The 25,347-nt window shown below is 67.4% G+C and carries 21 protein-coding genes; 9 read left to right on the top strand and 12 right to left on the bottom strand.

Features of this window, described 5'->3' with window-relative positions; genetic code table 11:
* Nucleotides 1-10 precede the first annotated feature (10 nt).
* From katG to ABIC44_RS01170, 4 genes are all read right to left on the bottom strand, one after another.
* Nucleotides 11-2,275 carry a catalase/peroxidase HPI gene (katG, locus tag ABIC44_RS01185; protein WP_354293150.1) on the bottom strand — a complete coding sequence of 755 codons (2,265 nt, stop codon included), beginning with the start codon at nt 2,273-2,275 and terminating at the stop codon, nt 11-13.
* A 133-nt stretch (nt 2,276-2,408) separates the two neighbouring features.
* Nucleotides 2,409-3,404, bottom strand: a complete 996-nt coding sequence (locus ABIC44_RS01180) for an SDR family oxidoreductase (protein WP_354293149.1) — start codon at nt 3,402-3,404, stop codon at nt 2,409-2,411.
* 131 nt (nt 3,405-3,535) lie between these two features.
* Nucleotides 3,536-3,706 (bottom strand): (2Fe-2S)-binding protein, encoded by a 171-nt coding sequence (locus ABIC44_RS01175; RefSeq protein ID WP_309695797.1) that lies wholly within the window; start codon nt 3,704-3,706, stop codon nt 3,536-3,538.
* Between the two features lie 82 nt (nt 3,707-3,788).
* Entirely contained in the window at nt 3,789-5,027 is a 1,239-nt protein-coding gene (locus ABIC44_RS01170) for a DUF418 domain-containing protein (RefSeq protein WP_354293147.1), read from the bottom strand.
* Nucleotides 5,028-5,109: 82 nt separating this feature from the next.
* Here ABIC44_RS01170 and nhaA point away from each other — a divergent pair, with 82 nt between their 5' ends.
* On the top strand, nt 5,110-6,516 hold the full coding sequence (gene nhaA, locus ABIC44_RS01165; RefSeq protein WP_354293146.1) for a Na+/H+ antiporter NhaA: 1,407 nt from the start codon (nt 5,110-5,112) through the stop codon (nt 6,514-6,516).
* Here nhaA and purL read toward each other — a convergent pair.
* Entirely contained in the window at nt 6,513-8,738 is a 2,226-nt protein-coding gene (gene purL / locus ABIC44_RS01160) for a phosphoribosylformylglycinamidine synthase subunit PurL (RefSeq protein ID WP_354293145.1), read from the bottom strand. The genes nhaA and purL overlap by 4 nt on opposite strands.
* Nucleotides 8,739-8,836: 98 nt before the next feature.
* On the opposite strand from purL, the gene ABIC44_RS01155 reads away from it, so the two are divergent.
* Nucleotides 8,837-9,775, top strand: a complete 939-nt coding sequence (locus ABIC44_RS01155; protein ID WP_354293144.1) for a hypothetical protein — start codon at nt 8,837-8,839, stop codon at nt 9,773-9,775.
* Here ABIC44_RS01155 and ABIC44_RS01150 read toward each other — a convergent pair.
* Both ABIC44_RS01150 and map read right to left on the bottom strand, forming a co-directional pair.
* Nucleotides 9,772-11,283: an ABC1 kinase family protein gene (locus tag ABIC44_RS01150; RefSeq protein ID WP_354293143.1), complete on the bottom strand. Its 1,512-nt coding sequence runs from the start codon at nt 11,281-11,283 to the stop codon at nt 9,772-9,774. The genes ABIC44_RS01155 and ABIC44_RS01150 overlap by 4 nt on opposite strands.
* A gap of 7 nt (nt 11,284-11,290) precedes the next feature.
* Nucleotides 11,291-12,118 (bottom strand): type I methionyl aminopeptidase, encoded by an 828-nt coding sequence (gene map, locus ABIC44_RS01145; protein ID WP_307104535.1) that lies wholly within the window; start codon nt 12,116-12,118, stop codon nt 11,291-11,293.
* 51 nt (nt 12,119-12,169) lie between these two features.
* On the opposite strand from map, the gene ABIC44_RS01140 reads away from it, so the two are divergent.
* The 3 genes from ABIC44_RS01140 to ABIC44_RS01130 all read left to right on the top strand — a co-directional run bounded on the left by ABIC44_RS01140 (nt 12,170) and on the right by ABIC44_RS01130 (nt 14,576).
* A complete protein-coding gene (locus ABIC44_RS01140) occupies nt 12,170-12,940 on the top strand; it encodes a competence/damage-inducible protein A (RefSeq protein ID WP_354293142.1) in 771 nt (256 codons plus the stop codon).
* Nucleotides 12,941-12,956: 16 nt separating this feature from the next.
* Nucleotides 12,957-13,940, top strand: a complete 984-nt coding sequence (locus ABIC44_RS01135) for an SDR family NAD(P)-dependent oxidoreductase (protein ID WP_354293141.1) — start codon at nt 12,957-12,959, stop codon at nt 13,938-13,940.
* Between the two features lie 132 nt (nt 13,941-14,072).
* Nucleotides 14,073-14,576 (top strand): hypothetical protein, encoded by a 504-nt coding sequence (locus ABIC44_RS01130; protein ID WP_354293140.1) that lies wholly within the window; start codon nt 14,073-14,075, stop codon nt 14,574-14,576.
* 1 nt (nt 14,577) lies between these two features.
* Here ABIC44_RS01130 and ABIC44_RS01125 read toward each other — a convergent pair whose 3' ends face one another.
* Together ABIC44_RS01125 and ABIC44_RS01120 are read right to left on the bottom strand one after the other, a co-directional pair.
* Entirely contained in the window at nt 14,578-15,945 is a 1,368-nt protein-coding gene (locus ABIC44_RS01125) for a cellulase family glycosylhydrolase (protein ID WP_354293139.1), read from the bottom strand.
* A 53-nt stretch (nt 15,946-15,998) separates the two neighbouring features.
* Nucleotides 15,999-17,387, bottom strand: a complete 1,389-nt coding sequence (locus ABIC44_RS01120) for an exopolysaccharide biosynthesis polyprenyl glycosylphosphotransferase (RefSeq protein ID WP_354293138.1) — start codon at nt 17,385-17,387, stop codon at nt 15,999-16,001.
* 199 nt (nt 17,388-17,586) lie between these two features.
* On the opposite strand from ABIC44_RS01120, the gene ABIC44_RS01115 reads away from it, so the two are divergent.
* Nucleotides 17,587-18,660, top strand: a complete 1,074-nt coding sequence (locus ABIC44_RS01115) for a glycosyltransferase family 4 protein (protein ID WP_354293137.1) — start codon at nt 17,587-17,589, stop codon at nt 18,658-18,660.
* Here the strand turns inward: ABIC44_RS01115 and ABIC44_RS01110 are convergent.
* Together ABIC44_RS01110 and ABIC44_RS01105 are read right to left on the bottom strand one after the other, a co-directional pair.
* The gene (locus ABIC44_RS01110; protein ID WP_354293136.1) at nt 18,657-20,018 is read right to left on the bottom strand and encodes an SGNH/GDSL hydrolase family protein; all 1,362 of its coding nucleotides are present in this window, start codon (nt 20,016-20,018) and stop codon (nt 18,657-18,659) included. The two genes, ABIC44_RS01115 and ABIC44_RS01110, sit on opposite strands and share 4 nt — an antisense overlap.
* Before the next feature lie 3 nt (nt 20,019-20,021).
* Nucleotides 20,022-20,285: a spike base protein, RCAP_Rcc01079 family gene (locus tag ABIC44_RS01105; RefSeq protein ID WP_307099073.1), complete on the bottom strand. Its 264-nt coding sequence runs from the start codon at nt 20,283-20,285 to the stop codon at nt 20,022-20,024.
* Between the two features lie 246 nt (nt 20,286-20,531).
* On the opposite strand from ABIC44_RS01105, the gene ABIC44_RS01100 reads away from it, so the two are divergent.
* Together ABIC44_RS01100 and ABIC44_RS01095 are read left to right on the top strand one after the other, a co-directional pair.
* Nucleotides 20,532-21,065: a serine O-acetyltransferase gene (locus ABIC44_RS01100; RefSeq protein WP_309695769.1), complete on the top strand. Its 534-nt coding sequence runs from the start codon at nt 20,532-20,534 to the stop codon at nt 21,063-21,065.
* A 40-nt stretch (nt 21,066-21,105) separates the two neighbouring features.
* A complete protein-coding gene (locus ABIC44_RS01095; protein WP_354293135.1) occupies nt 21,106-22,326 on the top strand; it encodes a glycosyltransferase family 4 protein in 1,221 nt (406 codons plus the stop codon).
* Nucleotides 22,327-22,350: 24 nt separating this feature from the next.
* On the opposite strand, the gene ABIC44_RS01090 is transcribed toward ABIC44_RS01095, so the two are convergent.
* Nucleotides 22,351-23,736, bottom strand: coding sequence for a hypothetical protein (locus tag ABIC44_RS01090; RefSeq protein WP_354293134.1), 1,386 nt, complete (start codon nt 23,734-23,736; stop codon nt 22,351-22,353).
* A gap of 401 nt (nt 23,737-24,137) precedes the next feature.
* Here ABIC44_RS01090 and ABIC44_RS01085 point away from each other — a divergent pair, with 401 nt between their 5' ends.
* Nucleotides 24,138-25,331, top strand: a complete 1,194-nt coding sequence (locus ABIC44_RS01085; protein WP_354293133.1) for a hypothetical protein — start codon at nt 24,138-24,140, stop codon at nt 25,329-25,331.
* The last annotated feature ends 16 nt before the right edge of the window (nt 25,332-25,347 follow it).

Here is a 25,347-nt window from a genome sequence, read left to right as displayed (position 1 = left end):
TTCCTGCGGATCAGAAACGATCCGCGTCCATCACCTTGGTCCACACCGCGGCGAAGTCCTTGACGAACTTCTCCTTGGCGTCGTCGGCGGCATAGACCTCCGCTACCGCGCGCAGTTCGGAGTTGGAGCCGAAGATCAGGTCCACCGGCGTCGCGGTCCAGCGGGCCGTGCCCGTCGCGCGGTCCTTGCCCTCGTAAAGACCCGGCGTCGCCGACTTCGTCCAGACCGTGTCCATGGTCAGCAGGTTGACGAAGAAGTCGTTGCTGAGCGTTCCCGGCCGGGTCGTCAGCACGCCGTTCCGCGATCCGCCGCTATTGGCGTCCAGCGCACGCAGGCCGCCGACCAGCACCGTCATTTCCGGCACGGTCAGGTCAAGCGCATCGGCCTTGTCGACCAGCGCCTCTGGCGCGCTGACTTCCGCCTTGGGCCCGTAATAGTTGCGGAAGCCGTCCGCGACCGGCTCCAGATGGGCAAAGGACGTCACGTCGGTCTGCGCCTGGGTGGCGTCGACCCGGCCGGGGGTGAAGGGGAGGCTGATCGGCACGCCGCCAGCCTGCGCCGCCCGTTCGACCGCCGCATTGCCGCCCAGCACGATCAGGTCGGCCATCGACACCTGGCGACCGCCGCGCGCGAAATCCTTCTGGATCGCGGTCAGCTTGGCGAGCACCGTCTTCAGCTCGGCGGGGTCGTTGACCGCCCAGCCCTGTTGCGGGTCGAGCCGCAGCCGCGCGCCGTTGGCCCCGCCGCGCATGTCGGTGCTGCGGAAGGTCGAGGCCGAGGCCCAGGCGGTGCGGACCAGCGCCGGACCCGACAGGCCCGAGGCCAGCACCATCGCCTTCAGCTTGGCCTGATCCTCCGCCCCGATGGGTGCGAAGCTGGCGGCCGGAAGCGGGTCCTGCCAATTATAGGTCTCGCCCGGAATCTCGCTGCCCAGATAGCGGGCGCGCGGGCCGAGGTCGCGATGGGTCAGCTTGAACCAAGCGCGGGCAAAGGCCTGAGCGAACAGATCGGGGTTCTTCTGCCAGCTTTCCAGGATCTTGCGGAAGGCGGGATCGTCCTTCAGCGCCATGTCGGTGGTGAACATGATCGGCGCGTGGCGCACGTTCGGCAGGTGCGCGTCGGGCACCAGCTGCGCCGCGGCCGGGTCGGTCGGCACCCATTGGGTCGCGCCCGCCGGGCTCTTGGTCTTCACCCAATCATAGTTCAGCAGATTGTCGATATATTGCGTGGTGAACTGGGTGGGAGAGGCCGACCAGGCGCCCTCCAGGCCCGAGGTGATCGTGTCCTCGGCATTGCCCTTGCCGCACTTGTTGGCCCAGCCCATGCCCTGCTGCTCGATCGCACCGGCGGTGGGTTCGACGCCGAGGCACGCCTTTTGCGGATGCGCGCCATGCGCCTTGCCGAAGGTGTGGCCGCCCGCGATCAGCGCCAGCGTCTCCTCGTCGTTCATCGCCATGTTGCCGAAGGCGCGGCGAATGTCGGCGGCCGCGCCGATCGGATCGTGATTACCGTTCGGGCCTTCCGGGTTGACGTAGATGAGGCCCATGGTGGTCGCCGCCAGCGGCCGCTTCAGCGAGCCGTCGGGGTTCGAACGCTCGGTGCCCATCATCTTGGTCTCGGGGCCCCAGAAGACGACGTCGGGCTGCCAGGCATCGACGCGACCACCCGCAAAGCCGACCGTCTTGAAGCCCATATCCTCCAGTGCGACATTGCCGCTGAGCACCATCAGGTCGCCCCAGCTGAGCTTGCGGCCATATTTCTGCTTGATCGGCCAGACGAGGCGACGGGCCTTGTCCAGGCTGACATTGTCGGGCCAGCTATTGAGCGGGTCGAAACGCTGCTCGCCGCCGTCCGAACCACCGCGCCCGTCCCCGGCGCGGTACGTGCCCGCGCTGTGCCAGGCCATGCGGATAAAGAAGGGGCCGTAATTGCCATAGTCGGACGGCCACCAGGGTTGCGACGTGTGAAGCACCTTGCGGATGTCGGCCTTGACCGCTGCCATGTCTAGGCTGTTGAATTCCTTCACATAGTCATAATCGGCGCCATAGGGATTGGCGCGCGTGTCCTCATGCTGGCGCAGTGCGGTCAGGTCGAGGCGGCTGGGCCACCAATCGCGGTTGGTCATGCCGCCGGGCTTGGCGACGACCGGCGCGGGCGGGTCCTGCGTCACGGTCTTGGCGGCGGTGGCCGCCTTGGGCTGCGGACGATCGGTCTGCTGCGCCGGGCTGGTCAGCGCGGCGACCATCGCGATCAGGGAAACGGGTGCAATCGACATAAGGCCCCTTTGTGTGTCGTTCGTGGTGCGGGGGGCCGATTAGGAAAGCGCATGCGCGCGGCATAACGGGATAACCCGATTACAGTCATCGATTGCAGGGCGGTTGACGAACGGGTGGGGAGCGGCCTTGGGGTTACGGGAAGCCCTTGCCCCCATGCGCGCCGACGGCGGTGCCGGTCGAATAGCTCGCCTCGCCCGAGGCCAGCGCGACATAGAGCGAGGCCAGTTCGGCGGGCTGCCCTGCGCGACCCAGCGACGTGTCCTGCCCGAATTCATGCATCTTGCCCGGCAACTGGCCGCCCGCGACCTGAAGCGGGGTCCAGATCGGGCCGGGGGACACCGCGTTCACCCGGATGCCCTTCTTGGCGAGCTGCTTGGCCATGCCGCGAGTCAGGTTCTGGATCGCCGCCTTGGTCGAGGCATAGTCGATCAGGTCCTCGCCGGGGTCGTAGGAGTTTTGCGAGATGGTGTTGATGATGACCGACCCCGGCGGCATCGACGGGATCGCTGCCTTGGAGAAGCGGAAGACGTGGAAGACATTGGTCTCATAGGTGCGGACGAACTGTTCGTCGCTGATCTCCATGATGTCCGCCTTCGACTGCTGATAGGCGGCATTGTTGACCAGCAGGTCGAGTCCGCCCAGCTGGGCGATCGCCTTGCGGACCGTATCCTCGCAGGCCTTTTGCGTGCGGATGTCGGCGGGCAGCAGCACCGCCTTGCGCCCGGCCTGCCGGATCAGGTCGGCGACCTCGCGCGCATCGGGTTCCTCGCTGGGGTGATAGTTGATCGCGACATCGGCCCCCTCACGCGCGAAGGCGATGGCGGCGGCACGGCCGATGCCGCTGTCCCCGCCGGTCAGCAGCGCCTTGCGACCGGTGAGCTTGCCCGATCCGCGATAGCTGGTTTCGCCATGATCGGGGCGCGGCGTCATCTTGCTGGCCAATGCGGGCCAGGGCTGGCGCTGTTCGGGGAAGGGGGTGCGGGTATAGGCGTTGCGGGGATCGCGCAGGCTGGGGACCGAGGCGGGGGCTGCCGCCTGCGCCAGCGCCGCACCGGGGGCGACCGCGCCCGCAAGACCCAAGGCCGCGCCGCCCAGCACGCCGCGCCGAGAGGTGTCGATATCGCTCATAATCCATCCTTCCGGCGCTAACCCACGAGAAGATCGGGTGATCTTCCCGCTCAACCAGCGGGGATGGAAGATGATCCCTGTCCCGGCGCGGCGGGAGGGATGTAAAACCCGGCAGCGAGGATGCCGGGGCGTCAGGCGGCGGTGCGTTCCTCGTCGATGATCGCGCGGGCCAGGACGGCGCACTGTCCGCATTTGGGCTGGCGGCCCAGCGCGCGATACATCTGGCAGGGGGTGACCGATCCCGCACGGGCCGCGTCGCGGACCTGGGATTCCCGAATGGCATTACAGACGCAGACGACCAAGACCATCTCCCTGAGAAGCACTGTATTCGTAGCGCTAATGAGAGTGGATCGCAAGGCTCTTGCAACTCGTTTGCAGAAAAAGTCAGCTGCTCTTGGGGTGCCCGCGCGTCGCCAGACGCCACAATTTCTCCAGCGGCCCCTGACCGAACCGGTCGAGCCAGGGCTTGGACCAGAGCAGCATCAGCCCCCACATCGGCGGAACCAGCAGATAGATGGCCGCCCGGTCCCAGTGGGCGAACTGCCCCAGGCCATGGCCGTAAAAGATGAAGGTCATCACGACGCTGGTCGCGATATAGTTGGTGAACGCCATCCGACCGGCGGCCGCGATCCGGGTCGTCCACCACCCGCCGGGGCGCAGCAGCAGGAGGATCAGCGCGGCATAGCCGACCGTCCCGATCAGGCGGAAGGGCACGTTCAGGAACAATTCCGCCAGCGACACCGCGCGAACGTCGAAGCCGCTCGCCATGGTGACGATCGCCATGGCCGCATAGGCGGGCAGCGACAGCGCCATCGCGACGATCGTCCAGCGGCGATAGCGGGCGCGCGGCCAGGCCCCGGTCAGGAAACCCGATTTCAGCGCCGCCATGCCGATCAGCATCGCGCTCAACGTATCCGGCCCGATCGTCATCAGGTCGAACAGCGGGTCGCCATTATTGTCCAGGCGAAAGGCGGTGGCGGCGCTCCACGGCCCGCGCATCGCGGCGATCTCCGGCGCCAGCGCGGCCGCGCCGGGTGTGCCGAACGCGATCTGATAGGCATTCCACAGTGCGACTGCCTGGGGCGTGTCGCGGGCCGAGGCGGCCAGCAGGCTCGCACAGTCCAGCCAGCCGAGCAGCATCGACAGCCCCGCCATGAGCAGCGCGGCGATGCACAGCCGTCGCACGGACAGCCCGACAAAGGCCAGCGCGACGACCCCGACCAACGCGTAATGCACCAATATGTCGCCGGTCCAGATGAAGGTCCGGTGGATCATGCCCAGCACGAACAACACCCCCATCCGCCGCAGGTGCAGCGACGCGCCGTTCAGCCCGGCCTGGTCGGCGCGCTGGAGGATCAGCAGCGTGGAGGCGCCGAACAAAAGCGAGAACAGCCCGCGCATCCGCCCGTTGACGAAGATCTCGGTCAACAGCCAGACCGCGATGTCGCCCGGTCCCGCATCGCCCCAAGCCGCGGGATTGGAATAGGCCGGGTCGGGCAGCGCGAAGCCCGGCATGTTCGCGATCAGGACCGCCATCACCGCCACCCCGCGCAACGCATCGAGGGTCAACAGCCGCCCGCGATGGGTCGTCATGGCGGGCGAAAGGGGGGCGGGATCGGACAAGCACGGGCTCCGTTGCGGCCTGTCGGATTAGCTGGCGGCGCGCCGGATGCAACTGCCGGCGACCGCGAAGCATTGGCCTGGGATGGGATTATCGCCTCGCCTGACCGGACGCGCCTCCGCCCGCGCGCATCATTCGCCGCTGGCCTCGGCGTTCCTCCGCCGGGTCGAGCCCTTCTTCGCGGGAAGCGAGGTCACGGGTGGCCCCTTGCTGATCGCCACCATCCTGGCACTGGTCCTGACCAATATCGGCACCGCTCATGCCTATGAGCGGTTCTGGGACATGCCGGTCCGCATTGCCTTTGGCGACCGGGCGGTGTCGCATCGGCTGGCCGAATGGATCGACCATGCGCTGCTGCCGCTGTTCTTCGTCATCGTCGGCGCCGATGTGAAGCGCGAGCTGGTCGACGGGGCCCTGTCGGAATGGCAAAGCGCGGCCTTCCCGCTGGCGGGGGCGATCGGGGGCATGGCGGTGCCGATCGGCCTGTATCTGCTGGTGGCGGGCGGGGGCGCGGCCCAGCCGGGCTGGGGCACGGTGATCACCACCGATACCGCCTTCGGCCTGGCCCTGATCGCGCTGTTCGCGACCAGCCTGCCGGTCGGCCTGCGCGCGCTGATGCTGGCATTCGCGGCGGTGGACGATGTCGGCGGGCTGCTGGTCATCGCCTTTGCCTATAGCGATGCGATCGATCCGATCGGGCTGGTCGTGGCGGGCGCGGCGCTGGCGGGGATCGTCGGGCTGCGACGGATCGGCTGGGTTTCCTCGGTGCCTTATGTCCTGCTCGCGCTGATCGTCTGGGGCGGCGTACTCGAGTCGGGCATTCATGCGACGATCGCGGGCGTGCTGATCGGCTTGACCGTGCCGGTCGCGCCGCGCCTCGCCCAGGCGGCCTTTGCCGAGCGGGTCCAGCGCCGGGTGGACGAGTTCAAACATGCCCATGGCGCCGCCGAGCGCGCGGAGGATGACGAGGAGGAGCATCAACAGCGCGAGCGCGCCGAGGAGGGGCTGGGCTATCTTCAGGAAATGGCGTCGGCGACCCGCGTCGCCAGCAGCCGGTTGATCGAGGTGCTGACGCCCTGGGTCAATTATGTCGTGCTGCCGCTGTTCGCGCTGTCCAATGTCCGCATCCACCTGTCGGGCGATCTGCTGGCGATGGTGGCCAGCCCGCTCGTCATCGGCGTGGTGCTGGGGCTGGCCGTAGGCAAGCCGTTGGGGTTTCTGGGCTTTACCTGGGCGGCCAGCGCGATCGGCCTGGCGCGGCGTCCCGATCGGGTGACGTGGCGAATGGTGACCGGGGTAGGGGCACTGGCCGGGATCGGCTTTACCATCTCGTTGTTCATCGCCGGGCTGGCCTTTGGCGATGGCGGGATGCGCGAGGCAGCGTCGCTGGGGGTGCTGATCGCCTCGATCCTGGCGGCGGCGATCGGCTATGCGATCCTTCGTTCCTGCACGGGGCCCCGACCCATGGCCGGGGCCCCGCCGGAACCTTAGGCGAGGGCCGCGTCGGCGCCCATCAGCGCCGGGAAGAAGCCCTCATGCGCGCGGCGCAGATCGTCCAGCGCGACGACGAAATCGCCATCCTCGCGCTCGAAGATCAGGCGGCTGCCCGCCGTGCGGCCGATCCGCTCGACCTCGACCCCGGCCTGATGCGCGTTCGCCAGGAAGTCGACCAGCGCGGTATCCTCGACCGTGGCGATATAGAGGCCTTGATCCTCGGCGAAGAGCTGGCGGCAGGCCTCGCCCGTTTCCGGGAACTGGATCAGCGCGCCGATATTGCCCGCCAGCGCCATTTCCGCGACCGTCACCGCGATGCCGCCGTCCGACACGTCGTGCACGGCGGTCAGATGACCCGCGGTGATCGACTCGCGGACCAGGTCGCCGGTGCGACGCTCGGCATCCAGGTCGATCGACGGCGGCGGGCCCGCGTCGCGGCCTTCCAGCCCATGGACCTCGCGCAGCCACAGCGACTGGCCGATCTCGCCCTTGGGCGTGCCGATCAGGACGATCACGTCGCCGGTGCCCTTGAACGCCACCGTCGCCGACTTGGACCAGTCGGCCATCAGGCCGACGCCGCCGATCGCCGGGGTCGGCAGGATCGCCGAGCCGCCGCCGGTCGCCTTCGACTCGTTATAGAGCGAGACGTTGCCCGACACGATCGGGTAGTCGAGCGCACGGCAGGCCTGGCTCATGCCCTCGAGGCAGCCGACGATCTGGCCCATGATCTCGGGGCGCTGGGGATTGGCGAAGTTGAGGCAGTTGGTGATGGCGAGCGGCTTGGCACCGACCGCCGTGATGTTGCGCCACGTCTCGACCACCGCCTGCATGCCGCCGGTGACCGGATCGGCGTAGCAATAGCGCGGCGTGCAGTCGGTGCTCATCGCGAGCCCCTTCTGCGTGCCATGGACGCGGACCACGGCGGCGTCGCCACCGGGGCGCTGCACCGTGTCGCCGCCGACCATATGGTCATACTGCTCCCAGATCCACCGACGCGAGGCGATGTCGGGCGAGCCCATCAGCTTGAGCAGGTCAGCCGCCGGATCCTGGCAGCCGGGCGAGGTGATCGCGGCGGGAACCTCGGTCGGTACATGCGGACGGTCGTAAAGCGGCGCGTCGTCGGCCAGCGGCGCGAGCGGGATGTCGCAGACGATCTCGCCCTTGTGGCGCAGGACCATGCGGCCCGTATCGGTGACGTGGCCGATGACCGCGAAGTCGAGTTCCCACTTGCGGAAGATCGCCTCGGCGAAATCCTCGCGACCGGGCTTCAGCACCATGAGCATCCGCTCCTGGCTCTCCGACAGCATCATTTCATAGGCGGTCATGCCCTCTTCGCGCTGGGGCACATCGTCCATGATCAGCTCGATGCCGACGCCGCCCTTGGACGCCATCTCGACCGACGACGAGGTCAGGCCCGCCGCGCCCATGTCCTGGATCGCGACGATCGCGTCCGAGGCCATGAGTTCGAGGCACGCCTCGATCAGCAGCTTTTCGGTGAAGGGGTCGCCGACCTGCACGGTCGGGCGCTTGGCCTCCGCATCCTCGCCGAAATCGGCCGAGGCCATCGTCGCGCCGTGAATGCCGTCGCGGCCGGTCTTCGACCCGACATAGACGATCGGATTGCCGACGCCGCTGGCGGCCGAATAGAAGATCTTGTCCTGATCGGCGACGCCGACGGTCATCGCATTGACCAGGATATTGCCGTCATAGGCCGGGTGGAAGTTCACTTCGCCGCCGACCGTCGGCACGCCGACGCAATTGCCATAGCCGCCGATGCCGTGCACCACGCCCGAGATCAGGTGGCGCATCTTGGGGTGATCGGGCCGCCCGAAGCGCAGCGCGTTCAGGTTCGCGACCGGCCGCGCGCCCATGGTGAACACGTCGCGCAGAATGCCGCCCACGCCCGTCGCCGCACCCTGATAGGGCTCGATATACGAGGGATGGTTGTGGCTCTCCATCTTGAAGATGGCGGCCTGGCCGTCGCCGATGTCGATGACGCCCGCATTCTCGCCGGGACCGCAGATCACCTGGGGCCCTTCGGTGGGCAGCTTCTTCAGGTGGATGCGGCTGGACTTGTAGCTGCAATGCTCGGACCACATGACCGAGAAGATGCCGAGCTCCACGAGATTGGGCTCGCGGCCCAGCGCGTTCAGCACGCGCTGATATTCTTCTTCGGACAGGCCGTGGTCGGCGACGATCTGGGGCGTGATCTCGGTCATGGCCCGCGCCTTTAGCGAGGTGTCGCGGGTTCGTCACTATCGCTGTGTCGAATGATGTGCTGCTATCCGGTGGGACCAATTGCGGGGGGCGGGATCCGATGATCCTATCGATGCTGATGGGCGCGGCGCTGGCGGGGGCGCCAATGCCGCCCCGACCCGAGCGGGCGATGCTGGCGGAGGTTCAGCGTCTCTATCGCGGGGCGGGGGATCGGCTGTGGCCGGGATTCGGCAAGGTGCCGCTGGACCTGGTGCTGATCGGCCCGGATCGCGAGACCCTGTTCTGCCACGCGGCGGTCAAGGGCTTTACGGACGCCGGGCGCGACCCGCTGACGAAGTGCCATCTACAGGTCAGGCCTCGCCGGCTGAGCCCCGATCTTGCGGCGGCATATCCTGTGTTTCCCGGCGGCGAGAGCATCGCGATCGGCTATCCCGCGACGCTGGAGATGAGTCCAGCCTATTGGAAAGCCACGATACTCCACGAGGCGTTCCACCTCTATCAATCGCATTTGCCGGGCTATGGCCAGGCCGTGCAGGCTGTCGGCAGATCGCTGGGTTCCGATGGCGGCTGGATGCTGAACTATCCCTTTCCCTATGCCGATCCGAAGGTCGGGGAGGCCTTCCTCGCCATGGGGGAGGCGGGTCTCGCCTTTCTGACCGCCCCATCGGCCGAGCAGCGCCTTGCGGCCAGAAAGGCCTATGTCGCGGCGCGCGAGACGGCGCTGGCGCGGGTCAGCGCCGATGACCGGCTCTATTACGAATTTCAGGTCGGGCAGGAGGGCGTCGCACGCTGGACCGAACTGACGCTGGCGCGGCAGGGGGACGTCGCGATGCGCGCCGATGCGCTCGACCGCTGGACGGGGCTGGCGACGAGCCTGAGGGCGATTCGCGAGCAGGGTTTCAAGACGTGGAAGCGCGGCGCGCTCTATGTCTATGGCGCGATCGAGGCGGAGATGCTCGAACGCTCGGGCGTCGACTGGCGTCAGGCGTATCGCCGCCAACCCTTCGCGCTTGGCGAACAACTGCGGCGGCTGGATTAACCCAGCCGCATCGCCACCGCGATCGCCACGCCCGACAGGGCCAGCGCGCCCGCGATCCAGCCCGCGCCGGTGCGGATCGCGGCCTCGACCCCGGTGGTCGAGACGGCGGGGGCCTCGCTTTCCAGCTTGCGGGTCGTCGCCCGGATCAGCCGGGGCAGGTCGTCGCCCAGCCGGTCCAGTTCCAGCGCCAGCGCCGCCGCGCGCCGCGTCCAGCGCTCGGGCGAGAGCCGCGCCTCGACGATCCGGGCGCTTGCCCGGCGCAGCGCGGCGGACAGGTCGAAATCGGGCTGGATGCCGCTCAACACGCCGTCGATGGTGATCAGCGCCTTGAACAGCAGCAGCATGTCGGGTTGCAGGACGATCCGTTCCTCGCGAAGCACGGGGAAGATATCGGCCAGGATCGCCGCCAGCCGCAACGCGCCGCCGCCATGCCGCGCGACCAGCCGGTCGGCGACCGCCTGGAACCGTTCGGGGGCGATATCATCGGTTTGCGACCAGTGTCTCAGCGTCTCGGCGAGCAAGGTCGGGTCGCTGTTCGCGATGGACTGGGTAAAGGCGATCACCTCTTCGCGGCGACGCGGGCTGACATGGCCGATCAGGCCCAGATCGAGCAGCGCGATGCGGTTGCCCGGCAGGCACAGAAGGTTGCCCGGATGCGGGTCGCCATGAAAACGCCCGTTGATCAGCGTCATGTCGAGCACGATGTCCGCCCCCGCCGAGGCGATGGCGGCAGGATCGATTCCCGCCGCTTGCAGCATCGCGGCGTTGCGCGGCGGCACGCCCGCGATGAAGTCCATCACCAGCAGCGTTTCCGAACTGTGCGACCAGTGGATGACCGGCACGACCACGCGCAGTTCGTCCGCGAAATCCTCGCGCAGCCGGTCGGCGTTGCGGCCTTCGTTGGTGAAGTCCAGCTCTTCTAGGATGTCGCGGCCCAGCGCGCGGATCATCCGCATCGCGCCGTATCGACGCGCCTCGGCATTGGCCGCCTCGACCATCGCGGCGATCTGGGTCAGCAGGCGAAGGTCGGCCTCCATGATGGAGCGGATGCCGGGACGGCGGATCTTCAGGACGACCTCGGTCCCGTCGTGGAGCGCCGCGCGGTGGACCTGCGCGATCGACGCGGCTGCCAGCGGTTCGGGATCGAACCGGGCAAAGGCGCTCTCGGGCGGCTCGCCCAGCGCTGCCTCGACCTGATCGCGCAACTGCGCGAACGGAAGGCGCGGCGCCTCGCTATGCAGCTTTTCGAGTTCGGCGATCCATTCGGGCGGCAACAGGTCGGCGCGGGTGGCGAGGATCTGGCCCAGCTTGACCCAGACCGGCCCCAGCGCCTCCATGGCCGCCCGCGTCCTGGCGGGCAGGTCGAAGGGCAGGGCATCCGGGTCCCGCCGCGCCGGGTCGAGCCCGATGCGCGCTAGCAACACGTCCAGCCCGAAGCGCGAGGCGGTGGCGATCACCTCGGCCAGGCGGGCGCGGTCGCGTGCCGCAACCCGGATCGCGCCCAGCATGACCGGCTCAGCTATAAGGCGGCTGGGTGAAGCCCGCCGGGCTGAGCGTGAAGATCTCGCAGCCGTCTTCGGTGATGCCGATCGAATGCTCGAACTGCGCCGAGAGCGAGCGGTCGCGCGTCACCGCCGTCCAGCCATCGTCGAGCAGCTTCACGTCGGGGCGGCCGATATTGATCATCGGCTCGATGGTGAAGATCATGCCGGGCTTCAGCTCGGGGCCGGTGCCGGGGCGACCGACATGGACCACCTCGGGCGCGTCATGGAACAACAGGCCCAAGCCATGGCCGCAGAAATCGCGGACCACGCCGTAACGATGCTTCTCGGCATGGCGCTGGATGGCGTTGGCCACATCGCCCATATGGTTGCCGGGCCGGGCCTGCTCGATGCCCAGCATCAGGCATTCATAGGTGACCTCGACCAGCTTGCGCGCCTTCAGCGGCACGTCGCCGATCAGGTACATGCGGCTGGTGTCGCCGTGCCAGCCATCGACGATCGGGGTCACGTCGACATTGACGATATCGCCCGACTTCAGCGTCTTTTCGGACGGAATGCCGTGGCAGACGACATGGTTGATCGAGATGCAGGTCGAATGGGTATAGCCACGATAGCCCAGCGTCGCGGGCACGCCGCCGCGTTCCAGGATGAACTGGTGGATCAGCCGGTCGATCTCGGCAGTGGCGACGCCCGGCACCATATGGGGCACGAGCATGTCCAGCGTCTCGGCGGCCAGGCGGCCCGCCTTGTGCATGCCATCGAACGCCTCGCGGCCCCACAGCTTGATCGCGCCGGTCCGCCCCTCGGGCGCGTTGGCGGAAACGGTCACATATTCGGTCATGGCCGCGATATAGCGTGGCATCGCGGCTTTTGCGAGGCTATGTCCGGCACCATGCAAGCCGACCCCGCCTCCGAGCGTATCTGGACCGCCGCGCTGATCGTCATCGGCGACGAAATCCTCTCTGGCCGCACCCAGGACCGCAACATCGCGCAACTGGCGACATGGCTGAACGTGCAGGGCATCAGGCTGGCCGAGGTGCGGGTCGTCGCGGACCAGCCGGATGCCATTGCCGAGGCGGTCAACACGCTGCGCGTGCGCAACGACTATCTCTTCACCACCGGCGGGATCGGCCCGACGCATGACGACATCACGGTCGATGCGATCGCGGCGGCGCTGGGCGTGGCGGTGATCGAACATCCCGAGGCGCGGGCGATCCTGGAGGATTATTACACCACGCGCGGCGGCGTGACCCCGGCCCGCGCGCGGATGGCGCGGACGCCGGAGGGGGCCTCGCTGATCCCCAACCGCGTGTCGGGCGCGCCGGGCATCCGGATCGACAATATCTTCATCATGGCGGGCGTGCCGCATATCACGGCGGGGATGCTCGATGCGCTGACCGGCACGCTGGAGGGCGGGCGGCCGGTCGTGTCGGGCACGGTCGGCTGCTGGGTGGGGGAGAGCGAGGTGGCCGATCTGCTCCGCGCGACCGAAAAGGCGCATGAGGGCGTCGCCATCGGCAGCTATCCCTTTTTCCGCGAAGGCCGGACCGGCGCCAATTTCGTCGTGCGCAGTCCCGACCCCGCGCTGATGGAGACGTGCCTGGACGATCTGACCCGCGCGCTACAGGCGACGGGGCGCGACGTGGTGCCGGGCGGCATCTGACCCGGTGGCGGCGGCAATGCGCGGGAACGCACCCATTCTCGTCACGGGCGTGGCCGGGTTCATCGGCCATGCCACCGCTCACCGGCTGCTCGACCGCGGCGAGGCGGTGGTCGGTGTCGACATCGTCAACGACTATTACGACCCGGCGCTGAAGCAGGCCCGGCTCGCGACCTTCGAGGGGCGAGAGGGCTTCGCGTTCCACCGGATGGACGTGGCCGATGCCGAGGCGGTCGCCCGTCTGGTCCGCGAACGGGGCGTCACCCGCGTCGTCCATCTCGCCGCGCAGGCGGGGGTGCGCTACAGCATCGCCAATCCCTTCGCCTATGAACGCTCCAACCTGGCCGGGCACCTGGCGGTGATGGAGGCGTGTCGCAATGCGCCCGGCTTCGTCCATCTCGTCTATGCCTCGTCCAGTTCGGTCTATGGCGACAAGCCGATGGGCGGCCAGGGGTTTCGCGAGGACGAACCCGCCGCCAGCCCCGTCTCGCTCTATGCCGCGACCAAGCGCGCCTGCGAGTTGATGAGCCAGTCCTATGCCGCGCTCTATGGCTTTCCGCAGACGGGATTGCGGTTCTTCACCGTCTATGGCCCCTGGGGGCGCCCCGACATGGCCTATTTCTCGTTCACCGACCGGATCATGGCGGGCCGGCCGATCGAGGTTTACGGGGAAGGGCGGATGGCGCGCGACTTCACCTATATCGACGACATCGTTGACGGCATCGTCGGCGCGCTCGACCGTCCGCCCGAGACAGGAGGACACCGCATATTGAATATCGGCGGCAGCCATCCGGTCGGCCTGATGGAGATGATCGCGACGCTGGAACACGCGCTGGACCGCGAGGCGGTGAAGATCATGAAGCCGATGCAGCCGGGGGACGTGACGGCCACCTATGCCGATGTCTCGCGACTCCACGCGCTGACGGGATATGCCCCGCGCGTCCGATTGCAGGAGGGACTCGGCCGCTTCGCCGACTGGTATCGCGGCTATTTCCGGGTCTGATCGATTGCCGGTCCGGCAGCATCCTGCCGAAATCCGGCAATGTCAGTGCCGATTTAAAGCATTTGGAAACGAATTTCGTCCTATACGCGCAACGGACCGTCGACGGGGCGGTGAGCGTGAGGAAGAGATAGCGTGGGCATCCCCGAGAATATCGCGTGGCAGGACCCGACCGAGCGTCGCGAGGAAGTCCGCGTCCCGATCCAGCGCGAAGGCACCGTCCGCGTCGCCGACGACGGCGATTCGCTGCCCATCCTGATCTCGAACCTCCATCGCGAGGGCTGTCGGATCGACGGCTCGGTAGAGCTTTCGGTCAACCAGACCGTGATGATCGGCATTCCCGGCATCGGCCTGCGCGAGGCGCGGGTGAAATGGAAGAATGACGGGGCATATGGCGCCTGTTTCCTCCGTCCGCTGCCTGTGGGTAGCGTCGGCTCGGCGCTGGCCGACAATGTCCATGCGCTGGCGGGGGCGCCGTCGCCCGTGTCGCATGCCCAGGTCCGCATCATGCCGATCGCCGGCCGTGGCGATTCGGTCGAGAAAAAATGGTCGCCCCGCGTCCGTTTCGCGCTGTTCGTCGCGATGACCTTCGTCGGCGGCACGATGATGGTTTCGCTCGCCGATCTGCTGCTCAGCTGAGCTATTGCCGTTCGAAGCGCGGCGCGGTCGCCTTAGCCGCGCCGAGTGCGATCACGACCGGGCGATAGCCGACCGGCACCGCCGCGCCCTGACCCGCTTGCCCGCAGATCGGGCGATAGCGCACCGACCCGGAGAATTTCAGGACGAGCCGATCATCCGGCGCGTCGGTCCAGACGATCATCTTCGAACCCTCCGCCCCGTCGACGCGCAGGGCGGTGATGCCCGGCTGCGACCGGTCCACCCGCCAGGCCTTGCCCGCGGACGCCAGCGCCGTCGCCTCGCGCACCGCACAGGCGGCGGGCTTCGGGCGATAGTCATAGGTGTAGAGGCCGAAATTATCCTCCATCTCGCTCGGCCGCCGTCCCTGATCCTTCAGCTGATAGACCCAGACGCCGCCCATCCAGGGCGTCGCGGCCGACCATAGCAGGAATTGCGCGACATTGTCCGCCGCACGCTCGGGCGCGATATCGCCGCAGGGGCCGCCCGTGGTGGTCGGCCAGCCCAGCTCGGTGACATAGATGGGCAGCGCATGGCCGTCGGTCGTCGGCAGCGCGCGGTGCAGCGCCTCGATCTGGCCGATCGCATCGGCGCCGGTCCGCTTCGCCACCGGCTCGCACTGGTTGTAATAATGGACCGACAGTGCGCTCGCCCCGGCCAGCCCGCCATTGGCAGCGACCGAGCGGACCCAGGCCCAGCCCTTGTCCTCGCCCGCCGCGCCGACCAGGATCATGGCCTTGGGATCGACCGCGCGGATCGCGCGCGTCGCCTGGTTGGCGAGCCGGGCATAGTTGATGCCCGAACGCGGATCGTCGGCGGTGCCCGCCCCGCGTAGCATCCCGCGCTCGGGCGCGGCGTTCAGATTCCACTCGTTCCAGATTTCATAAAGCGGCTGGCGCGCTTCGGTGACGCGCACCGCGTCCTGATTGAAGGCGGCAAAGGCACGCCGCGCCGTATCGGATACCGGCGCCTTGCCGCCATCGACGGCGGGGTGGGTATAGGTGAGGATCCACAGCGGCCGCGCACGGGTGGCGGCGACCATCGCCTGTTGTCGGGGCGAGATGTCGCCGGGAACCGCCAGCCCCTTCTGCTTGAAGGCGACCCAGGGGATGTCGTCGCGGAACGAGGCGACGCCCAGCTCGTCGATCGCCTTGGCGGTGGGGGCTGGCTCATAGCCGAATTGGCCGCCGATGCCGAAATGCACGCCCACCCCGACGATCAGCGGCGTGGCGCGTCTGGTCAGCGGGCCGTCGGGCAACGTGCCCGCCGCCTGTCCCGAGCAGGCGGACTGGGTCCCGACCAGCAGGGTGGCGCAGGCCAGCACACGGCCGCCCAGCCGAAGCAGTGATGCGGGGGATGATCGTCGTTTCACGTGGTGTCTCCCTCGTTGTCCAACGGCGCCCCCCGGCGCGACCGGCTTTCCCGTCAATAGGCGTTCTTGTGCACCAGAACCGCGGCCGTGCGGAACAGGATCGAGATGTCCCGTGCCAGGCTCCAGCCGTGCAGATATTCCAGATCGGCGCGCAGGCGGTTCTTGAGGTCGACGTCGCGGTGCGTCGCGCCCCGGAAGCCGCGCACCTGCGCCAGTCCGGTGATGCCGGGCTTCAGCGCGTGACGCTGCCAATATTGGCGGTCGACCTCCCAGAACAGCTGGTCCCCGGCGAGCGAACCCAGCGCGTGCGGACGCGGCCCGACCAGGCTCATGTCGCCCAGCAGGACGTTCAGCAGCTGCGGCAGTTCGTCGATGCTGGTCTTGCGGATGAAGCCGCCGACGCGGGTGATCCGCTTGTCGTCGCGCGAGGCGGAGGTGTTGCCCTTGGCATCGCTGCTCTCGACCCGCATCGAGCGGAACTTCAGGATGTGGAAGATGCGGTTGCCGCGCCCGATCCGTTCCTGGCGGAACAGCACGGGGCCCGGCGAGTCGAGCTTCACCGCCAGCGCGATCAGCAGCAGCATCGGGGTCAGCGCGATGACCAGCGGCACGGTGATCAGCAGATCGAGCATGCGCTTCTTGAACATGTCGCGGTAGCTGAGCGGCCCCTGTGCCACGACCAGGGTCTGGCGGCCCTTGAAATCGGTCAGCCCGAGCACGCCGAGCGAGCCGAAGCCGGGGATCAGGATCTCGCCGTCCACCGCCGCGCCGCGCAGCAGCAGCGCCCAGTCATGCTGGCGATTGGGGGCGCAGCGGACGACCACGCGCTCATATTTCGCCAGCAGCTCGGCCAGGCGGTGGAGCATATAGGGGTTTTCGAGATCGGGCTCGACCCCGACCTCCTTGGAGAAGACGGTGTCACACAGTTGCGGCTCGGACCATTCCTCGCGCGTCTTGTCGTCGACGATCAGCAGTTCGGCGACCAGCTTGGGTGCGGCGGTCGGGCGGACCATGATGACCAGCGTCATGCGCATCGCCGCCATGAAGACCGCGCTGCTCGCCATGCCGATCGCCAGCGCGACGCGCGACAGTTCGGGCCCGGCCTTGAAGAAGAAGATCAGCGTCATCGCCGCGAAGAAGGTGATCGCCAGCGGCGTCAGCGACCGACGCAGCGAGATCGTCCCGCTGGTCAGCGCGTCGCGGCCATAGGCCTCGCTGTTGAACGCGATGATCAGGTAGATGGGCAGGATCGGATAGGCCAGGTCGATGCCGCTGAACGACAGCCACTGGCCGTCGCGGAACAGGCTGGCCACCAGAAAGCCCAGGCTGATCGCGATCACGTCGATCATCATCAGCGCGACATACAGCCGGATGCGGACGTTCCGCCGGTGGATAGCCCCGGCGAGCGACATTTCATCCGTCAGCGCTGTCGCGAAACTCATCGTAGTCTGATTTCCCATAGCCGGCATAAGGACGCTCCGCCGCTGCCCAGGCATGTGATGGCTAGCCCGGTTCATCCGGGCCAGCAATCTGCTTTCGCACCTGCAACATAGCTGTTACGACCGTTCAACAGATTATGAGCACGGGGTACCGACAGCTCTCTGAAAACCCGGTCCGGGTCGTATCAAATGGAACCAAGTCATGACGAAGATCTACGTGAACGGCCGGTTCCTCGGCCGGACGATGACCGGGGTCGAACGCTTCGCCTTCATGGTGCTGGACCGCGTCCATGCGCGGATCGTTTCGGGCGCGGAGCCCGCGCGATGGACGCTCCTCCTGCCGCCAGGGGTTGAAAAGCCTGCGCAATGGACTGGTTTCGCGGCAAAAAACGTCGGAAGCCGGGGCGGCCATTTCTGGGAGCAGGCGACGCTGCCGGGGGCGGCGCGGGACGGGGTGCTGGTCAATCTGTGCAATTCGGGGCCGGTGCTGCCACGCCGGTCGCTGACCGTCATCCACGACGCGCTTGTCTATGACATGCCGGGCAATTTTTCGCGCCCCTACCGGCTGCTTCACCAGAGTTTGGGGCGCCTTCTGTCCCGTCGATCCCATCTTGGGACGGTTTCGATGTTCTCGCGCGACAGATTGTCGGCGGTGCTCAAGGTTCCGGCGGATGCCATCCCGGTCATCCCCAATGCCGCCGATCATATCGACGCGATCGCGCCCGACGACACGGTGCTGAACGCGCTCGACGTCGAGCGCGGCCGCTATCTGCTGTTCGTCGGATCCTTCGCGCCCAACAAGAACCTGCCGCGCGCGCTGGAGGCGTTCGCGCGGATCCGGCGGCCCGAGGACCGGCTGGTGCTGGTCGGCGCGGCGGTGCGGTCTTTCGCGCAGAACGGGCTGGGCGACGTGCCGCCCGAGGGTGTCGTGCTGCCCGGCCGGATCAGCGATGCAGCGCTCATGAGCCTTTATCGCTCGGCGCGGGCGCTGGTCTTTCCCAGCCTTTACGAAGGGTTCGGCATCCCGCCGCTGGAGGCGATGCGGTTCGGCCGCCCGGTGATCGCGGGCGACATTCCCCCGGTGCGCGAGGTGTGCGGCGACGCCGCGCTCTATTGCGATCCGAAGTCGGTGGAGGCGATCGCGACGGCGATGCAGACGATGCTGCGCGACGATGCCGTGCATGCCGATCTGGCCGGCAAAGTCAGCGCGCGCAGTCGGCAGTTCAGCTGGGATGCCAGCGCCGATGCCCTGCTGCGCGCGCTGAAGGCGGTCTAGGCCGCCGTCACCCGGCGGCGAAGCCCCATCTGCCGGACGATCACCGTCGCATTGCCCGCCGCCAGCGCGGAGACGCGAAGCGTGGCGATCAGATAGGGATAGGGGCCGCTCGACGCCGGGACGATGGCGGGGCGGGTGCGCAGGGTCATCAGCGCGGGGTCGTTGATCCCCTGATCGTTGGCGCCGTTCGGATTGCTCATGTCCTGCGATCCGAAGGCCGTGCCGTTGGAGCCCATGCTGGCCCCCGCCAGTTCCAGGGTGATCGACTGGAGCGAGGCGGGAGCGGCGACCAGTTCGACGAGCGCGAAGCCCTCCAGTTCGTCGCCCGGCCGCAGATTGGCGTGATATTGCCCGCCGACCGTGCCGGGCAAGGTCTGCTCCAGCCGGAAATGACCCGCGCCGCCAAAGCTGATCGCAGCCTGGACCCCGTTGCCGATGCCGTCGGGATTGGTGACGTTCGACAGCGTGGCGGAGCCGCCGCCGCTGCTCATCGCGGCGGTCCAGCCCGAGGGCGCATCGCCCGTCACCCCGTTGCCCGCCGTCCCGCCGGTCGTCGTGGTGAACAGATGGTTGGTCAGGATCTGGCGACGGCCATTGGCGGGGGTGTCGATGACCCCGCTCGACAGGACCGGGCGCGGCGGTACGATCCGCGCGAGCAGCGCCGCCAGGCTCTTGCCGTGCCAATAGGCCCCGCGCGCATTCATATGGATGCCGTCATAGGAATAGCCCGAGCGAAAGGTCGGCGTCGTCGCCCCGGCCTGCATCACCACGGGATAGGCGTCATGGACATGGATGCCGGGCGTCCGTTCGGCATAGTCGGCGATCAGGTGGCGCAGCTGGACCAGCGCCGCGATCTTCTCTCCGCTGGTCAGGCTCGATCCGCCGACCTCATTCTCCAGGACCACGGTCATTCCGGCGGCGTAGGCGGTATCGGCGATCAGCCTCAGGTCCCGCATCGTGACGGCGGCGACCGTGTCGATCGTCACCGTCTCGCCGGTGACCGCGTGATTATAGGTAAATCCCGTCGCGACTTGGCCGATATTGTTGATACCGCCCTGCACATAGAGCAGCCCCGCGCCGGTCGCGATCGCGGCGGGCAGCCGCGCCAGCATCTGGTCGGTCCGGTCGCCGCTGACGCCGAACGTGTCCCCGATCGTCATATTATGGCCGAGCAGCGCATTGGCCCAGTTGATCGGCGACCGCGCGCAGCGGTTGCGGCGGCCGAAGTCGAGATAGATGATCGCCACCCGGCTGTCGCCGAGCGCGGTCAGTTGCTTGGTCAGCCGCCGGTCGGGGCTGACATTCAGGCGCGCCAGCCGCGACAGGCCGACCCCGATGCTGCCAGAGGCATATCCCATCGCTCAGGCCTCCGCGATCAGGTTGGCGGCGGTGGTGCCGGTGGCGCGGACATAGGCGGCGTGCACCGCGATGTAGCTGGCGTCGGGCAGGTTGCGATAGGTGACGTCGACCGCGCCATCGATCCCGCGAAGCGTCACGTCGCCGCCGATGCCGACGTAAATGCCCTTGGGAATCTGCGGCAGGGGCTGGGTATCGCTGGGCGTGACGGGGAAGGGCGCGCGCGAGGGGCTGTTCACCGTGTCGATGATGCTGCGTGGATCGGCCATGCAAAGACTCTCCCATCGGGGCGGACAGGATCGTCCGCTCCATGGTTGTTCCAGTTATGTTCCAATTTTCGTGTAGGACAGCGAAATTTTCGCGAGGCTCGTCCGTGACGGTGCGTTTCAGCCCGACTTCGCCATGCTGCGCCGCAAAATGGTACAGCCTGCCCCGGTCGCGACCGCTATACCCTTTCGATCCAACCCGCTAGGCAGCGGCGTTGTCTCCACGTCGATGCCATCAAGAGGATCAAGGTGAACGGATTTCTACGATCGGTCTGCCGCGACCTTCACCGCTATGCCCATTTCGAGCAGACGCGGCCGTCATTCGCCTTTGCGGTTCGCATGGTGCTGCTGACCCAGGGGTTCCAGTTCGTGCTGGCGCGCCGCATCCAGGATCTGATCGTGCGGATCCCGGTCGCCGGGCGGCCGCTGCGCCGGGTCTGGTGGTGGTGGACCTGCCGCCGCTTCGGCGCGGAGATCGCGATCGGTGCGACGGTGGGCGATGGGCTCTATATCCCGCACCCCTATGGCATCGTGGTCGGCGTCTGCACCATCGGCGAGGATGTCGCGATCCTTCAGAACGTCACCATCGGCGCGCGCGGGCCCGAAGCGCCCAGCCAGGCGGTGATCGGGCGCGGCAGCTATCTGTCGGCCGGATCGGTGCTGGTCGGTGCGATCACGCTGGGCGAGGGCGCGGTGATCGGCGCGAATGCGGTGGTCCTGACCGATGTGCCCGCCCGCGCCACCGCCGTGGGCATTCCCGCCCGGATCATCACGCGCGGCTGACGCCTTCGCCTCGCCCGCCGACTTTCCAGAGGATTACCCCATGCGCATCCTGAGCATCACGGCCTTCTACACCCCTTTCGTCATCGGCGGCGCGGAGATGTGCGCGCAGAACCTGACCGACTGGTTCGTCGCCAACGGGCATGAGGCGGCGGTGCTGACCGCCGCGCCGACCCCGGCGGACGAGCAATGGGGCGCGGACAAGGACGGCTACAAGGTCTATCGCGTCAGCACGCCGCACCTCTATCCGGTCGCCGCGACCAACCAGCAACCGGGCTGGAAGAAGCCGATCTGGCACATGCAGGACATTCTCGATCCCCGCAATGAGGCGGTGTTCGACCGGGTGATCGCGGAGTTCAAGCCCGACTTCATCCATATCCACTGGATCCAGGGGCTGGGCTATAACGGGCTGAAGGTCATTGCCCGGCACGGCATTCCGACCGCGATCACGTTGCATGATCTGGCGCTGGCCTGCGTCCGCACGACGATGTTCCGCGGCATCGACGAATGCGCCGGGCAATGCGGGACGTGCAAGTTCAGCGCGAAGGTGAAGATGGGCTATCTGCGGCAGCTGCCGCGCCTGGGCTTCATCTCGCCGTCTCAGGCCAATCTGGACCGTGTGGCCGAGCTGTTGCCGATCGACGATTACCCGAAGTTCCATATCCTCAACCCCAACCGCTATCCCGCCCCGACGGTGCGCCATTCGCCGCAGGCCAGGACCCGGCTGCTCTTCGTCGGGCGTCTGGAGGAAACCAAGGGAATCAACTTCCTGCTCGGCATCCTCGACACGCTGTCGAAGGATTTCGATTTCCATCTGACCGTGCTGGGCAAGGGCCCCGAGGAACTGCGCCTGCGCGAGCAATATGGCCATCACGACTGGCTGGAGCTGAAGGGCCATGTCCCGCAGCAGGAGGTGTCGGACATCATGGCGACCAGCGACCTGCTGATCACGCCGTCGCTCTGGGCGGAAAATTCGCCCGGCGTGGTGATCCAGGCGCTGGCCAACGGCCTGCCGGTGATGGGCAGCGACAAGGGCGGCCTGCCCGAGCTGATCCAGCCGGGCGAGAATGGCATGCTGGTGCCGCCGGGCGACGAGGCGCTGTGGCGCGCGGCGATCACCGATGTCCTGCGCCACCCCGAAAAGATGGCGGCGCTGCGCGAAAGCACGATCCGTTCGGCCGACCGTTTCGACTATGACCGGCTGGGCCGACAGATCATGGCGGCGCTGGAACACATCGCCGCGCAACCGGCCCGCGCAGCCTGATCGCTCAGGAGCGCGGGCGCCGGGTCACAGCAGCCGGGCGTTGACCCCCAGCCGGCTGACGCCGGGTACGTCGATGACGACCGGCATCTCGCCGACCGTGACGGTGCGGTCGGCCGTCCCCGCCGTCGCCGACTGGCAGAGCGTGCGCGTCGTATAGGCCGCAGTGCCGCCCACGGTCAGGCGGCCGGTCCGTCCGGCCAGACTGCTCCACGCGATGACCTGAAGCCCCTGCGGCGTCGCGACGCGAACCACGGTCAGGCCCGATCCGACCTGTTGTACCGACATGGCGGTGGCGTTGCGGACGATCTGTGCCGCTTCGCTGAAACCGCATAGCGCGGGCTTGGCGTTGCCCGCCGCGTCGTACAGCCCGAAATGATGCTCCAGATCGTTGGCGTTGGTGCCGGAGTCCTTCAATTCGTAGATCCAGCTTCCCGCGATCCAGGGCAGGGCGGCGGTGTGGAGCAGGAATTGTGGCACGCTGGTCGCGACGACCGAGCTGGCCACCGAACAGGACAGCGATCCGCCCGGCCAGCCCCATTCGGAGATGTAGATGGGCGGCGTCTGTCCGCCGGTGACCGATGCCAGACGGGTCTGAAGCTGATAGAGGCGGGCGATCGCCGCCGTCGCGGTGCGCAGGTCGGTGCGTTCGCACTGGTTGTAGAGGTGGACCGACACCCCGTCCGCCCGTTTGGCCGCGCCGCGTGCGACCGCATCGGCGATCCAGTCCCAACTGGGGTCGCTGCCCCCTGCGCCGACGATCACCTTGGTATCGGGCGTGCTGTCCTTGATCGCGGCGACGGTATCGCTGGCCAACGCCGCATAATAGCGCGCCGCGCGGACATCGCCTTCCTCGCCCGCGGTCATCAGCATCGGCTTGTCGGGCGCGGCGGTGACGTTCCACTCGTTCCAGATCTCGTACATCGCATTGCGGCCCGCCGTTGCCGCGACGGCGCGCTTGGCGAAGGCGACGAAGGCGGCGCGACCGGCGGCGCTGATCGGAGGCCAGCTTTCGGGGATGAAGGGATTGCCGTTGGTCAGGATGAACATCGGCCGCGCGCTGGTCTGCTTCAGGAAGCCGCTGATCGCGGGCGCCAGGTGCGAACCGTTGACGTCCCAGTCGGGCGCGAAGTCGTTCCAGAAGATGTCGTCGCGAAACGCGGTGACATTGGCCGCCTTCATCCACTGGGTGGTGGTGGCCGCGTCATAGCCGGACTTGCTGGCATAGGCGAAATGGGTCGCCACCCCAATCTCATAGGGCGTCGACCGGGCGGACAGGTCCCCGGCGCCGAAGATGATGGCGGTGGCGCCCGGATCGCTGGCCAGCGCGGTGGCGTCCGCCGAGGCCGAGCTGGTCGGCGTCGGGGTTGCGGTGGGTGTCGGCGTCGGTGTCGGTCCCGTGACCACGCTCACCGCGCCCGATGACGTGGAACCGCCCCCGCCGCCGCATGCGGCCATTAGGGGAAGGAGGAGCAGAGCAAAATGGGCACGCATGACAAAGCCTTGCTAGGTTTCATCACCTTGTAGGCAGCGCATGATGCAGGGTGGTTAAGTCCACTGGTTAATGCCGGATTCACCGGGATTTTGCCGTTACCGGGAAAATCGATTTGGTTCCCTGCTGAGGAGATAATTTCGACCTGTCCCATTTTTGCCGCGTTGCAACAAAACCGCCCCTTTTGGGACAATGCTCGGGCTTGACCGGTGATAGGGGAAAGGGCACCGCAGGTCGTTGTTGGTTGGGTAAACGTAACGAGGGCACGAGCAGGATGCTGCAAAGCGGTGACATTTTGCGGCTGCCATCACGGCCTGTTTGTATGGGAATTGCCGCGATCGCCTTATGGTGCGTCGGCGGTGCCGCCCATGCACAGGACGAGCGGCTGGGCGTTCCCCTGGTGCCGGTCCTGCCGGTCGCGCGGCCCGTCGTCGCCGATCCCGGCCTTTCGTTAACCACCTCGGCCGAGGCGGCCTATGACGACAATATCTTCCGCACCAATTCGCGGCGGACGCCGTCGGTGGATGACTTCATCCTGACGCCGGGCGTGCGCGGCGTATATTGGCGGCAGGTCGGGCTGAACGACGTGCGGGTCGATGCCGATCTGGCCTATAGCTTCTTCACGCTGAACCCGGATCGCAGCCGGGGTCGCGCCGACCTGCATGGCAGCGGGACGTTCCGGGTCGCGGGCGTGTGCCAGATCCAGCCCGATGCGCGCATCCTGCGGCAGCAATCGGACTATGGCGACATTAACGCGGCGCGCGACAATTTCCAGACGGTCAGCAATCTGTCGCTTCGCGTCAGCTGCCCGCGCACCGTCGGCTTCTATCCCGTGGCGGACATCAGCCGCCGGACGACGACGAACAGCACCGCCTTCGACTTTGCCGACCTGCGCAGCGTCTCGTTGCTGGGCGGCATCGGCTATAGCCGCCCAAGCATCGGTCAGGCGGTGCTCTATTATCGCCATCTGAACAGCGATCGTCCGACGATCAACGTCACCAACCGGGCCGAGCAGGTCGGCGTGACCTTCCACCGCGCGGTGGTCAGCCGCGTGACGCTGGATCTGGACCTCAGCTATCTCGACGTGACGTCGCGCGGGGCGAATGTGCGGCCCTATCGCGGGCCGGGCTGGGACGCCAAGCTCGAACTCAAGCCGGTTCCCGCCGCCTCCTTCTCGGTCGAGACGGAGCGCCGGATCGTCAACGACTCCCTGGTCCCGGCCGGTTTCGCCGTGCAGACCGATGTGCAGCTGGCGAGCGAGCTGCGCTTCGCCGAGCGGACGCGCTTTCGGGCCGGTGCCATATTGGGGCATCGCGACTTTCGGGGCGACCCACTCGTCATTGCGTCGCCCTTCGCGAAGGACGATTTTCAGTCCTACTCACTGGGCGTGACACGCCAGCTCGGCGAGCGTCTGAACCTGAACCTGGACGGGCAGTATAGCAATCGCAACACGGATACGGGTGTGAACGAATATCACTTCACCCGCCTTGTTGCCGGAGTTTCCTATCGTTTCTGATCGGTCCTCCCGGACC

This window comes from Sphingomonas sp. 1185 (assembly GCF_040544655.1).
GTDB lineage: Bacteria > Pseudomonadota > Alphaproteobacteria > Sphingomonadales > Sphingomonadaceae > Sphingomonas.
Note: the sequence above shows the minus strand (reverse complement) of the source record. Positions and strands in the feature narration are given on the sequence as shown.